General features: G+C 60.6%; 12 protein-coding genes. 7 read left to right on the plus strand and 5 right to left on the minus strand.

What is annotated here, in order from left to right; translation table 11 throughout:
* Positions 1 to 7: 7 nt before the first annotated feature.
* On the minus strand, positions 8 to 1813 hold the full coding sequence (locus FJD34_RS12420) for a copper resistance system multicopper oxidase (RefSeq protein ID WP_090290645.1): 1806 nt from the start codon (positions 1811 to 1813) through the stop codon (positions 8 to 10).
* Between the two features lie 173 nt (positions 1814 to 1986).
* Between FJD34_RS12420 and FJD34_RS12425 the strand changes: the two genes are divergently transcribed.
* On the plus strand, positions 1987 to 2262 hold the full coding sequence (locus tag FJD34_RS12425) for a hypothetical protein (RefSeq protein WP_032863471.1): 276 nt from the start codon (positions 1987 to 1989) through the stop codon (positions 2260 to 2262).
* A 47-nt stretch (positions 2263 to 2309) separates the two neighbouring features.
* Here the strand turns inward: FJD34_RS12425 and FJD34_RS12430 are convergent, their stop codons facing one another.
* Positions 2310 to 3656, minus strand: coding sequence for a DEAD/DEAH box helicase (locus FJD34_RS12430; protein ID WP_032863472.1), 1347 nt, complete (start codon positions 3654 to 3656; stop codon positions 2310 to 2312).
* Positions 3657 to 3849: 193 nt separating this feature from the next.
* Between FJD34_RS12430 and FJD34_RS12435 the strand changes: the two genes are divergently transcribed.
* Complete coding sequence (locus tag FJD34_RS12435; protein WP_032863473.1) at positions 3850 to 5148, plus strand: mechanosensitive ion channel family protein; 1299 nt, start codon at positions 3850 to 3852, stop codon at positions 5146 to 5148.
* Between the two features lie 45 nt (positions 5149 to 5193).
* On the opposite strand, the gene FJD34_RS12440 is transcribed toward FJD34_RS12435, so the two are convergent.
* The 3 genes from FJD34_RS12440 to FJD34_RS12450 form a co-directional block, all read right to left on the minus strand.
* Positions 5194 to 6066, minus strand: coding sequence for a carboxylate/amino acid/amine transporter (locus tag FJD34_RS12440; RefSeq protein ID WP_032863537.1), 873 nt, complete (start codon positions 6064 to 6066; stop codon positions 5194 to 5196).
* A 203-nt stretch (positions 6067 to 6269) separates the two neighbouring features.
* Positions 6270 to 6869 carry an FMN-dependent NADH-azoreductase gene (locus FJD34_RS12445; RefSeq protein ID WP_032863474.1) on the minus strand — a complete coding sequence of 200 codons (600 nt, stop codon included), beginning with the start codon at positions 6867 to 6869 and terminating at the stop codon, positions 6270 to 6272.
* Between the two features lie 152 nt (positions 6870 to 7021).
* Complete coding sequence (locus FJD34_RS12450) at positions 7022 to 7336, minus strand: hypothetical protein (RefSeq protein WP_032863475.1); 315 nt, start codon at positions 7334 to 7336, stop codon at positions 7022 to 7024.
* Positions 7337 to 7385: 49 nt separating this feature from the next.
* On the opposite strand from FJD34_RS12450, the gene FJD34_RS12455 reads away from it, so the two are divergent.
* The 5 genes from FJD34_RS12455 to aqpZ all read left to right on the plus strand — a co-directional run bounded on the left by FJD34_RS12455 (position 7386) and on the right by aqpZ (position 12473).
* A complete protein-coding gene (locus FJD34_RS12455; RefSeq protein ID WP_029292366.1) occupies positions 7386 to 8309 on the plus strand; it encodes a LysR family transcriptional regulator in 924 nt (307 codons plus the stop codon).
* A gap of 14 nt (positions 8310 to 8323) precedes the next feature.
* A complete protein-coding gene (locus tag FJD34_RS12460; protein ID WP_032863476.1) occupies positions 8324 to 9127 on the plus strand; it encodes an alpha/beta fold hydrolase in 804 nt (267 codons plus the stop codon).
* Between the two features lie 3 nt (positions 9128 to 9130).
* A complete protein-coding gene (locus FJD34_RS12465) occupies positions 9131 to 9691 on the plus strand; it encodes a peptidylprolyl isomerase (RefSeq protein WP_032863477.1) in 561 nt (186 codons plus the stop codon).
* An 81-nt stretch (positions 9692 to 9772) separates the two neighbouring features.
* The gene (locus FJD34_RS12470; RefSeq protein ID WP_032863478.1) at positions 9773 to 11605 is read left to right on the plus strand and encodes an ABC transporter ATP-binding protein; all 1833 of its coding nucleotides are present in this window, start codon (positions 9773 to 9775) and stop codon (positions 11603 to 11605) included.
* 166 nt (positions 11606 to 11771) lie between these two features.
* On the plus strand, positions 11772 to 12473 hold the full coding sequence (aqpZ, locus tag FJD34_RS12475; protein ID WP_065943470.1) for an aquaporin Z: 702 nt from the start codon (positions 11772 to 11774) through the stop codon (positions 12471 to 12473).
* Positions 12474 to 12547 lie beyond the last annotated feature (74 nt).

A 12547-nucleotide genomic window follows, 5' to 3' on the forward strand; every position in this document is an offset into this window, starting at 1 on the left:
CGGTTCCTCATTCTTGCACCCGGACTTCACGGAACATGCCCATTTCCATGTGGTACAGCAGATGGCAGTGATAGGCCCAACGCCCTAGGGCATCGGCCGTTACCCGGTAGCTGCGGCGCGATCCCGGCGGCATGTCGATGGTGTGTTTGCGCACCATGAACTGGCCGTTTTCGTCTTCCAGGTCACTCCACATGCCATGCAGGTGAATCGGGTGGGTCATCATGGTGTCGTTGACCAGCACCACCCGCACCCGCTCGCCATAAGTCAGCCTCAGCGGCTCGGCATCGGAGAACTTCACCCCGTCAAAGGACCAGGCAAACTTCTCCATATGCCCCGTGAGGTGCAACTCGATGGTGCGACTGGGCTCGCGGCCGTCGGGGTCTTCAAAGGTGCTGCGCAAATCGGCATAGGCCAGGACCTTGCGCCCGTTGTTGCGCAAGCCGATGCCCGGGTCGTCGAGCTTGGGTGAGGTGCTCATCGCCTGCATGTCTACCAGCGGGTTGTTGTTTTCGCTGGCCGGATGGCTTTGCATTGGCATCGCCATCGGCATCCCCGCCATGGCGCCGTGGTCCATGCCCTCCATCGCCCCGCCGGACATACCTTGCATAGCCCCACCGTCCATACCGGTCATCTGACTGTGATCCATGGCCGGCATATTAGCCATGGTCCCATGATCCATGGCACCGTGGTCCATCCCGCCCATCCCCATGTCGTCCATGGTCAGCCAGGGGCGAGGGTCCAGCGCAGGGACCGGCGCCAGCAAGCCCGGCTCACGGCTGAGGGTGCCGCGTGCGTAGCCGGTGCGGTCCATGGATTGGGCGAACAGGGTGTAGGCGGCTTCGCTCGGCTCGACGATCACGTCGTAGGTCTCAGCCACGGCGATGCGGAACTCGTCCACGCTGACCGGTTTCACCGGCTGGCCGTCGGCCGCCACCACCGTCATCTTCAGGCCCGGAATACGCACATCGAAGTAGGTCATGGCCGAGCCGTTGATAAAGCGCAGGCGGATCTTCTCGCCGGTGCGGAACAGCCCGGTCCAGTTTTGCGCAGGTGGCTGGCCGTTCATCAAGAAGGTGTAGGTCGCGCCGCTGACATCCGCCAAGTCCGTGGGATTCATCTTCATTTGCGCCCACATCAGACGGTCGGCGGCGGTGGCCGACCAGCCCTTCTCGGCCACATCCTTGATGAAGTCGCCCACGGTGGGCTTATGGAAGTTGTAGTAATCGGATTGTTTCTTCAGGGTTTTCATCAGGCTGGCGGGGTCTTCATCGGTCCAGTCCGTCAGCATCACCACGTAGTCACGCTGGTACGTGAAGGGTTCGGGCTCCCTGGGATCGATCACCAACGGGCCGTAGACCCCTTGCTGCTCCTGGAGCCCGGAGTGGCTGTGATACCAGTAGGTCCCATGCTGGTTGAGCTTGAATTGATAGACATACACCCCGCCCGGCTCGATCCCCTTGAAACTGAGGCCCGGCACACCATCCATGTTGGCCGGCAGGATAATCCCATGCCAGTGGATCGACGTCGGCTCTGCCAGGCGATTACGCACGCGCAGGGTCACGGTATCGCCTTCACGCCAGCGCAGCAGCGGGCCCGGCAAACTGCCATTGATGGTCAGCGCGGTGCGCACGTTGCCGGTGATATTGACCGGGGTCTGGCCGATAAACAGCTCAAACTCGCTGCCTGCCAATACGCCCGGCTGGCCTGGGCTGGCCAGGGCCCACACGGGCGGGCGCCACAGCCCTGCCCCACCCAGCAAGCCGACCGCTGCCAAGCCTTTGACGAAGGTTCGTCGAGAAGTGTTGGAGTGCATGCCGATTCCATTCCCGTCAATTGAATCACCGCAGAGTAGGGATCGGCGCCTGTCAGTTGGCTTAGCGATAGATTACAGATTTGACAGCTTCAGCCTGCTCGGGGCGCGATTGGACTGAACTTTCTGCTGGCCCGCAGCCTCAACCGGGTATCACCGCCATGGAGGTCCAAACCATGAAAACCCTGATGCAACTGACTGTTGCCGCTGCCCTGTGCAGCGCCCTGCCCGCCTGGGCCTGCACCCTGGAAGAGGCCACGGCCAAACGCGAACAACTGGCCCAGGAGGTCGCGACGCTCACCCAGCAAAACCCGACCAAGGCCAAGGAGATCAATGACGAGCTGCAAAAAATGGACCTGGACACCGAAAGTGCCAAGGTCCCCGACAAGTGCCAATTGATCAACGCCCGGCTCAAGGAACTCAAGGAAGCCGCCGCCAAGGCAAAAAACTGAAGGCATAAAAAAACCGGACAATGTCCGGTTTTTCAGTGCGCCAAGGATTACTCGGCAGCGGGGGCTTCTGGCTTGCGGCGCTTGAGCGGAGCCATGCCGTCCTTGCTGACCAACGACAGGTTGTCGGTCTTCGGCCGGTTGGCGATCTTGCGCTTGGTCGGCGACTTGGCGCCGGTTTTTTTCTTGTCGCCCTTGGCGTCGACCTTTTTCTTCTTAACGCCGACAGCCTTGCCCGACGCCTTGACCTTCTTCGGCCCGGTGTAGGTGCCTTTGACTTCCTTGATGGTGCGGCGCTCGAACGACTGCTTGAGGTAGCGCTCGATGCTCGACATCAGGTTCCAGTCGCCATGGCAGATCAGCGAGATGGCCAGGCCATCGTTGCCGGCACGCCCGGTACGGCCGATACGGTGCACGTATTCGTCGCCGCTGCGCGGCATGTCGAAGTTGATCACCAGGTCCAGGCCATCAACGTCCAGGCCGCGTGCGGCAACATCGGTAGCGACCAGGATCTTCACGCCACCGGCCTTGAGGCGGTCGATGGCCAGTTTGCGGTCTTTCTGGTCTTTTTCGCCGTGCAGCACGAACGCCTTGTATTCCTGGGCCACCAGGCGCCCGTAGATACGGTCGGCCGCAGCGCGGGTGTTGGTGAACACGATAGCCTTCTGATAGGTCTCGTTGGCCAACAGCCAGTTGAGGATCTGCTCTTTGTGCACGTTGTGGTCGGCGGTGACGATCTGCTGGCGCGTGGTCGCGTTCAGGTCGCTGACGTTGTTGACCTGCAAGTGCTCAGGGTTGTTCAGGACCTTGGCGACCATGTCGCGCAGGGTCGAACCGCCAGTGGTGGCGGAGAACAGCATGGTCTGCTGGCGATTGACGCATTCGGCGACCAGGCGCTGCACGTCGTCGGCAAAGCCCATGTCGAGCATGCGGTCGGCTTCGTCCAGCACCAGCACTTCGACTTCCTTGAGGTCCAGGTTGCCGGCGTTCAGTTGCTCGATCATCCGCCCAGGAGTGCCGATCAGGATATCCGGTACCTTGCGCAGCATCGCGGCCTGGACCTTGAAGTCTTCGCCGCCGGTAATGATGCCGGACTTGATGAAGGTGAACTGCGAGAAGCGCTCCACTTCCTTCAAGGTCTGCTGGGCCAGTTCGCGGGTCGGCAGCAGGATCAGGGTCTTGATGCTGACGCGTACCTTGGCCGGGCCGATCAAGCGGTTCAAGACCGGCAGGACGAAAGCGGCGGTCTTGCCACTCCCGGTTTGAGCCGTCACCCGCAGGTCACGCCCTTGGAGCGCGAGCGGGATGGCCGCTGCTTGCACAGGCGTAGGCTCGACAAATTTAAGCTCGGCCACGGCTTTGAGCAGGCGTTCGTGCAGGGCGAATTGGGAAAACACGGGTGCTACCTCGAAGAAATACAAAAAATCAGCTGCATAGGGTAACGGTTTCGGGCGCCCAGGCCGAGTTTCTTTACGCGAAGTGGGCCAATCAGATGGTTTTTTGTCAGGTGATTTGTCTGCCTGCACAACTTTACAGCACTTAAATGCTCTAATCGACCCGTCATGTCTTACAGAAGAATCGCGTTAAACCATGGATATCAAACAGCTCTGGCTCAACGTCCAAGACCTCTGGGGTGCCCTGGACCAACATCCGCTGCTGCATTCAAGCATCGCCCTGCTGGTGCTGCTGGTCGTGGCCCTGATCGTCGGACGGGTGGCACGCTACCTCATCCTGCACACCGTCAAACTGCTCGGGCGCCAGCCGGCGCTGCACTGGCTCAATGACCTGCGGCACAACAAAGTCTTCCATCGCCTGGCACAGATGACGCCGTCCCTGGTGATCCAGTTCGGCCTGCACCTGGTGCCGGAACTGAGCAAAAACGCCGCGCTGTTCATCGGCAATGTGGCGCTGGCGTTCACCATCCTGTTCCAGGTCCTGGCCATGAGCGCCCTGCTCAACGCCCTGCTGGATATCTACGCCCGCACCGAGCATGCCCGCACGCGCTCGATCAAGGGTTATGTGCAGTTGGCAAAGATGGTGCTGTTCGTGTTTGGCGCGATCATCATCGTCGCCACCCTGATCGACCGCTCGCCGTTGTTGCTGCTGTCAGGCCTGGGTGCGATGTCGGCGGTGATCCTGTTGGTCTACAAGGACACGCTGTTGTCGTTTGTCGCCAGCGTGCAGTTGACCAGCAACGACATGCTGCGGGTCGGCGACTGGATCGAAATGCCCCAGGTCGGCGCCGATGGCGATGTGGTGGACATCACCCTGCACACGGTCAAGGTGCAGAATTTCGACAAGACCATCGTCTCGATCCCCACCTGGCGCCTGATGTCCGAATCGTTCAAGAACTGGCGTGGCATGCAGGCTTCGGGTGGGCGGCGGATCAAGCGCAGCCTGTTTATCGACGCCGCGGGCGTGCGCTTCCTGAACGACGCTGAAGAAGTGCGGATGACCCAGGTCCACCTGCTGACCGACTACATCAGCCGCAAACAGGCGGAATTGAAAGCCTGGAACGAAGCCCAGGGCCACAGCGCACAACTGTCGGCCAACCGCCGGCGGATGACCAACCTGGGGACTTTCCGCGCCTATGCCCTGGCGTACCTCAAGAGCCATCCGGATATCCAGCCGAACATGACGTGCATGGTGCGCCAGATGCAGACCACCTCCCAGGGTGTGCCGCTGGAAATCTACTGCTTTACCCGCACCACGGCGTGGGGCGATTACGAGCGGATCCAGGGGGACATTTTTGACTACCTGCTGGCGGTATTGCCGGAGTTTGGCTTGAGCCTGTACCAGCAACCGAGTGGCAATGACCTGCGGGCCGGGGTGTTGCCGGCGGTGCTGGGCGCCAGTCATTTGCCGGTACCGGAGAAGGCCGCGCTCTAAGCTGCACCCTTGTGGGAGCGGGCTTGCTCGCTCCCACAACGTTCATCACCGGTTTGCAAGCCCCACAGCCGGGCGAGCACCCAACCGGCTGATCCACACCGCCGCCACAATCACCGCCCCGCCCAGGAACAACCGCCCCAACGGCTCATGCTGGTTCCAGATCAGCAGGTTCAGCAGCAACCCCACCGGCACATGCAGGTTGTTCATTACCGCCAGGGTGCCGCCATTGACCATGCACGCCCCCTTGTTCCACCAGTACAGGCCCAACGCCGTACTGACCAGGCCAAGAAACAGCAATACGCCCCACTGCAACGGTGCCTCAGGCAAGAAGTTGGCCTTGCCGAACAACAGAAACGCCGGCAACACCACCGCCAATGCCCCCAGGTAGAAGTAACCAAACCGCCGATAGTGCGGCAGGTCGCTTGGATGGCGTGCCACCAGGCGCCGGTACAACACTTGCCCTGCGGCGTAGGTGAAGTTGGCCAGTTGCAGCAGCAAGAAACCCATGAAGAAGTCCGGATTGATCTGGTCAAACCGGATCACCGCCGCCCCCGCTACTGCCACCAGGGCAGCCACCAATGCCCATGGATTGAAACGTCGGTTCAGTGCGTCTTCGATCAACGTCACATGCAGCGGCGTGAGAATGGTGAACAGCAACACCTCCGGCACCGTCAACACACGGAAGCTCAAATACAGGCACACATACGTCACACCGAACTGCAACGCGCCGATCAGCAGCATGCCGCGCATGAACGCAGGCTCCACCGAGCGCCAACGGGTCAGCGGGATAAACACCAGCCCGGCCAGCAGCACGCGTACCAGCACGGCGAAGTAGCTGTCGACATGACCGGCCAGGTATTCGCCGATCAAGCTGAAGGAAAACGCCTGGATCAGCGTGACAATCAGTAAATAGCCCATGTTCGCCTCATCTTTGAATGGGCGCGACATTAGCGTTTTTCACGGCCAGGCGAAACTCAGGGCAAAAAAAACCCGACCTCGCTAAAGCGGCAGTCGGGCAGGAGCACTCAGGAGCAACAAGTGCAAAGGGAGGTTCGATACGCGTACTTGAAGGGTTGCGTGGGGTTATAAAAACACCCCGCGATTATCTGGCGATTAACGCCTCAGGCGACCTGGGCCAACAGCGCCTTGGCATGGTTCAAGCCTTTTTCCTGGAAGTCGCCCCCCAGGTTCACCCCTTCGGCATGAATGAAGGTGACGTCATGGATGCCGACAAAACCCATGACCTGACGCAGGTAAGGTTCCTGATGGTCACTGCTCGCGCCGGTATGAATGCCACCGCGGGCGGTCAGTACAAAGGCGCGCTTGCCGGTCAGCAAGCCCTGGGGGCCGGTGGCGGTGTATTTGAAGGTCACACCGGCACGCAGGACATGGTCGAGCCAGGCCTTGAGGGTGCTGGGAATGGCAAAGTTGTACATCGGCGCGGCCATGACCAGCACGTCGGCGGCCAGCAGCTCATCAGTCAGCTCGTTGGAGCGCGCCAATGAAGCCTGCTCATCCGAGCTGCGCTGTTCGGCCGGTTTCATCCAGCCGCCCAACAGGTTGGCGTCCAGGTGCGGTACCGGGTTGACGGCCAGGTCGCGCACAGTGATCTGATCGGCCGGGTGGGCAGCCTGCCATTGGCTGATGAACTGTTGGGTCAGTTGGCGGGAAATAGAATCCTGCTGGCGGGCGCTGCTTTCGATGATCAGAACGTTGGACATGACTATGTAGGCTCCATCGGTAATTGCTGTAAGTCGATGAAGTGGAGGTTAAACAGAGCCAGTTCGATAAAAAAGCGTAAAAAACTGCTATAAACCATCTATAAAGTTGTTTATAAGCGGAGCATCACGATAGCCGTGCCCCCGCGCCTGGTTTATTTGGGTTCGCAGGTCAGCTTGATGCGCATCTTGATAATCGCGCGGCTGAACTTGACCGTGGTGTTGGTGCTTTTGCCAGCAGGGACCGTCACCTTGCGCACACGCGCCGGCTCCGGGCCGTTGGTAAACGCTACCGTACACGCGGCGTCGTTGGTGCCGTAGTTACTTAATTCGATGGAGCTGATCTCGCTATCAACGTCGGACGCGTTGTAATCGACGCTGACCCCCTTGATCGATTTCGAGACATCAATCGGGTAGGCAAACGCGCTCAACGGCAACAGTGCCAGCACCACACAACAGAATTTTCTCATTCGGCAGTCTCCAATAAGGACCGCCAGCTTAGGACAAGAGGAGCCCATCTTGAAAGCGCCCCGCGTGACCCTTGATCAATGGCGTACGTTGCAAGCCGTGGTCGACCATGGCGGCTTCGCCCAGGCGGCCGAAGTACTGCACCGCTCGCAATCCTCGGTGAGCTACACCGTGGCCCGCATGCAAGACCAACTGGGCGTGCCCCTGCTGCGTATCGACGGACGCAAGGCGGTCCTCACCGAAGCCGGCGAAGTGCTGCTGCGCCGCTCCCGGCAACTGGTGAAGAACGCCAGCCAACTGGAAGACCTGGCCCATCATATGGAACAAGGTTGGGAAGCCGAGGTGCGTCTGGTGGTCGATGCCGCCTACCCCAACGCCCGCCTGGTGCGCGCCCTCACCGCCTTTATGCCGCAAAGCCGTGGCTGCCGCGTGCGCCTGCGCGAAGAAGTGTTGTCCGGGGTCGAGGAACTGCTGATTGAAGGTGTGGCGGACCTGGCAATCAGCGGCTTCAGCATTCCCGGTTACCTGGGTACGGAAATGAGCGATGTCGAATTTGTCGCCGTGGCCCACCCCGAGCACCCGCTGCACCGGCTTAATCGCGAGTTAAGCTTCCAGGACCTGGAAAGCCAGATGCAAGTGGTGATCCGCGACTCCGGCCGCCAGCAACCGCGCGACGTCGGCTGGCTCGGTGCCGAACAGCGCTGGACCGTGGGCAGCCTGGCCACCGCCGCCACCTTTGTCGGCAGCGGCCTGGGGTTTGCCTGGCTGCCCCGCCACCTGATCGAGCGCGAGCTCAAGGAAGGCGTGCTCAAGCAACTGCCCCTGGAGCAAGGCGGCAGCCGGCACCCGACGTTCTATCTGTATTCGAACAAGGACAAGCCCCTGGGCCCGGCGACGCAGATTCTCGTCGAACTGCTGCGCACCTTTGATACCGCACCGCTGGACGCACCCTTTGCCGCCCCTCGGCAAGCCTGACACGGAGTTCACCCATGGCCTATTTCGAACATGAAGGTTGCACCCTGCATTACGAGGAATATGGCCACGGCGAGCCGCTGATCCTGATCCACGGCCTGGGCTCCAGTTGCCAGGATTGGGAACTGCAAATACCGGTATTGTCCCGGTATTACCGCCTGGTTGTGATGGATGTGCGCGGTCACGGCCGCTCCGACAAGCCCCGCGAGCGCTACAGCATCGCCGGCTTTACCGCCGACCTGGTGGCGCTGATCGAACACCTGCAACTGCCCGCCGCCCATGTGGTCGGCCTGTCGATGGGCGGGATGATTGCCTTTCAACTGGCGGTCGACCAACCGCAGATGCTCAAGAGCCTGTGCATCGTCAACAGCGCGCCCGAGGTCAAGGTGCGCAGTGCCGACGACTATTGGCAATGGGCCAAGCGTTGGAGCCTGGCACGCCTGCTCAGTTTGAACACCATCGGCAAGGCGCTCGGCGACCGGCTGTTTCCCAAACCCGGCCAGGCCGACCTGCGGCGCAAGATGGCTGAACGCTGGGCAAAAAACGACAAACGTGCTTACCTCGAAAGCTTCGATGCGATTGTGGGCTGGGGCGTGCAGGAACGACTTTCGCGAATCACCTGTCCAACCCTGGTCATCAGCGCCGACCACGACTACACCCCAGTGGCGCAGAAAGAAATCTATGTAAGACTGCTGCCTGATGCGCGGTTGGTGGTGATCGAGGATTCGCGCCACGCCACACCGCTGGACCAGCCCGAAACGTTCAATACAACCCTGCTCGACTTTCTCAAGACCGTTCCAACCACTACTCAGGATCACTGACCCATGCTGAAAAAAATCGCCCTCTTTGCCGGTTCTGTGCTGTTTGCTGCCAACCTGATGGCGGCTGACGCCAAGGCACCGCATGTCGTACTGGACACCAGCTTTGGCAAAATCGAAATCGAACTGGACCCGGTCAAGGCGCCGATCTCCAGCAAGAACTTCCTGGAGTACGTGAAGAGTGGTTTCTACACCAACACCATCTTCCACCGTGTGATTCCAGGCTTCATGGTCCAGGGCGGTGGTTTTACCCCGCAGATGGTCCAGAAAGACACCAAGGACCCGATCCGCAACGAAGCCAGCAACGGCCTGCATAACGTACGCGGCAGCCTGTCGATGGCCCGTACCTCCAACCCCAACTCGGCGACCAGCCAGTTCTTCATCAACGTGGCCGACAATGCCTTCCTTGATCCGGGCCGCGATGCTGGCTATGCAGTCTTCGCCAAGGTCGTCAGCGGCATGGACGTGGTAGACCAGATCGTCAACTCGCAGACCACCACCAAGCAAGGCATGCAAAACGTGCCCATCGACCCTGTGCTTATCAAGTCGGCCAAAATCATCGACTGATCGACAGGGAGTCTCGCGCGCCGCCCACAAGGCCGCGCGCGTATTTAACAAGGAGAGCCCGCCCGGCGGGCGTCAGACCCAATGCTCTATCGTCGCTTTGAACAACTGATCGATATTTTCCGCGACGCTCCCAGCGCGGCCCCTCCCGATAAAGTCCTGCCCTTCTACCTCTATTACCTGCGCCAGGTGTGGCCGTGCTTCGCCGCACTGCTGGTGGTGGGCCTGATCGGCGCGCTGATCGAAGTGGCGCTGTTCAGCTACCTGAGCCGCATCATCGACCTGGCCCAGGGCACGCCGCCGGCCAATTTCTTCCAGATCCACGCCACCGAACTGATCTGGATGGCCGTGGTGGCCCTGCTGCTGCGCCCGATCTTCGGTGCCTTGCACGACCTGCTCGTCCACCAGACCATCAGCCCTGGCATGACCAGCCTGATCCGCTGGCAGAACCATAGCTATGTGCTCAAGCAGAGCCTGAACTTCTTCCAGAACGATTTTGCCGGGCGCATTGCCCAGCGCATCATGCAGACCGGCAACTCATTGCGCGACTCGGCAGTGGCCGCCGTGGATGCCATCTGGCACGTGGCAATCTACGCCATCAGCTCACTGGTGCTGTTTGCCGAGGCCGACTGGCGCCTGATGATCCCGCTGGTCACCTGGATCGTCGCCTACAGCCTGGCGTTGCGCTACTTCGTGCCACGGGTCAAGGAGCGCTCGGTGATTTCCTCCGAAGCGCGCTCCAAGCTGATGGGCCGCATCGTCGATGGCTACACCAACATCACCACCTTGAAGCTGTTCGCCCACACCCAGTCCGAGCAGGAGTACGCCAAGGAAGCGATCATCGAACAAACCGAAAAAACCCAGTTGGCCAGCCGTGTGGTCACCAGCATGGACGTGGTCATCACCAGCATGAACGGCCTGTTGATCGTCACCACCACCGGCCTGGCCCTGTGGCTGTGGACCCAGTCGCTGATCTCGGTGGGCGCCATTGCCCTGGCCACTGGCCTGGTGATCCGCATCGTCAACATGTCCGGCTGGATCATGTGGGTGGTCAACGGTATTTTCGAGAATATCGGCATGGTCCAGGACGGCCTGAAAACCATCGCCCAGCCGCTGGCAGTGACCGACCGCGAAAACGCCCCGCGCCTGAGCGTGCCCCACGGCGAAGTGCGCTTTGAACAGGTGGATTTCCACTATGGCAAAAGCAGCGGCATCATCGGCGGCCTGAACCTGGTGATCAAACCGGGGGAAAAAATCGGCCTGATCGGCCCGTCCGGTGCCGGCAAGTCAACCCTGGTCAACCTGCTGCTGCGCCTCTATGACCTGCAAGGCGGACGCATCCTGATCGACGGCCAGAACATTGCCGAAGTGGCCCAGGAAAGCCTGCGCGAACGCATCGGCATGATTACCCAGGACACCTCGCTGCTGCACCGTTCGATCCGCGACAACCTGCTGTATGGCAAGCCCGACGCTACCGATCAGGAACTCTGGGACGCCATACGCAAGGCGCGCGCCGATGAATTTATCCCGCTGTTGTCGGACGCCGAGGGCCGTACCGGCCTGGATGCCCATGTCGGCGAGCGCGGGGTGAAACTGTCCGGCGGGCAACGCCAGCGCATCGCCATCGCCCGGGTCCTGCTCAAGGACGCTCCGATCCTGATCATGGACGAGGCCACCTCGGCCCTGGACTCGGAAGTGGAAGCGGCGATCCAGGAGAGCTTGGAAACCCTGATGCAAGGCAAGACGGTGATTGCCATCGCCCACCGCCTGTCCACGATTGCGCGAATGGACAGGTTGGTAGTCCTGGAAAAAGGCCAGATCGCCGAGAGTGGCAGCCATGCCCAGTTGCTGGCACACGGCGGGCTCTACTCGCGATTGTGGCAACACCAGACCGGAGGGTTCGTCGGCATCGACTGATTTGAGGCTACAGGCAACACCACCAATTCCGAACAAATCTGACAGTTTTCACCGTCTCACTGGTGTTACATCACAATCCTGCTGTACTGCAATCAGGGTCCAGGAGGACCCTGACATCAGACAGCAAGGAAGCATCACCGATCAGTTGATTTAGAAGGACGCATTCATGTCTCTGTTCAAACGTTCCGTTACAGAAGGGTTAGGTACGTTTTGGCTGGTGTTGGGTGGCTGCGGGAGTGCGGTTCTGGCCGCAGCGTTTCCCGATGTCGGAATCGGCCTGCTGGGTGTATCGCTGGCATTCGGGCTTACCGTGTTGACCATGGCGTTTGCCATTGGCCATATCAGTGGCTGTCACCTCAACCCGGCAGTCACCGTGGGCCTGGTGGTCGGCGGCCGGTTTCCGGCCAAAGAGATGCCAGCGTATATCGTCTCGCAAGTCATTGGTGGCGTGGTCGCAGCGGCCCTGCTGTACTTCATTGCCAGTGGCAAACCGGGTTTTGAACTGGCTTCTGGGCTGGCGTCCAATGGCTATGGTGAACATTCGCCGGGTGGGTATTCGATGGCGGCTGGGTTTGTCACTGAACTGGTGATGACCGCAATGTTCGTGCTGATCATCCTCGGCGCCACTGACCGTCGTGCACCGGCGGGCCTGGCACCCATCGCCATTGGCCTGGGGCTGACGCTGATCCACCTGATCTCCATCCCGGTCACCAACACCTCGGTCAACCCGGCCCGCAGCACGGGGCCTGCGCTGATTGTCGGCGGTTGGGCAATCCAGCAACTGTGGCTGTTCTGGCTGGCGCCGATCCTTGGCGCGGTGATCGGTGGCATCACCTATCGCTGGTTGGGTAAGGAAGAAAACGCCTGATCCAACAGTATTGACCCCCCCCTGTAGGAGCGAGCTTGCTCGCGAAGAACTCAAGTACACCGCGTTCATTCTGG

Source organism: Pseudomonas brenneri, from assembly GCF_007858285.1.
Classification (GTDB): Bacteria; Pseudomonadota; Gammaproteobacteria; order Pseudomonadales; family Pseudomonadaceae; genus Aquipseudomonas; species Aquipseudomonas brenneri.

Coding starts and splice junctions, on each gene's coding strand:
- FJD34_RS12420 (WP_090290645.1), bottom strand. CDS start 1,813: ATGCACTCCAACACTTCTCGACGAACCTTCGTCAAAGGCTTGGCAGCG.
- FJD34_RS12425 (WP_032863471.1), top strand. CDS start 1,987: ATGAAAACCCTGATGCAACTGACTGTTGCCGCTGCCCTGTGCAGCGCC.
- FJD34_RS12435 (WP_032863473.1), top strand. CDS start 3,850: ATGGATATCAAACAGCTCTGGCTCAACGTCCAAGACCTCTGGGGTGCC.
- FJD34_RS12440 (WP_032863537.1), bottom strand. CDS start 6,066: ATGGGCTATTTACTGATTGTCACGCTGATCCAGGCGTTTTCCTTCAGC.
- FJD34_RS12445 (WP_032863474.1), bottom strand. CDS start 6,869: ATGTCCAACGTTCTGATCATCGAAAGCAGCGCCCGCCAGCAGGATTCT.
- FJD34_RS12450 (WP_032863475.1), bottom strand. CDS start 7,336: ATGAGAAAATTCTGTTGTGTGGTGCTGGCACTGTTGCCGTTGAGCGCG.
- FJD34_RS12460 (WP_032863476.1), top strand. CDS start 8,324: ATGGCCTATTTCGAACATGAAGGTTGCACCCTGCATTACGAGGAATAT.
- FJD34_RS12465 (WP_032863477.1), top strand. CDS start 9,131: ATGCTGAAAAAAATCGCCCTCTTTGCCGGTTCTGTGCTGTTTGCTGCC.
- FJD34_RS12470 (WP_032863478.1), top strand. CDS start 9,773: ATGCTCTATCGTCGCTTTGAACAACTGATCGATATTTTCCGCGACGCT.
- aqpZ (WP_065943470.1), top strand. CDS start 11,772: ATGTCTCTGTTCAAACGTTCCGTTACAGAAGGGTTAGGTACGTTTTGG.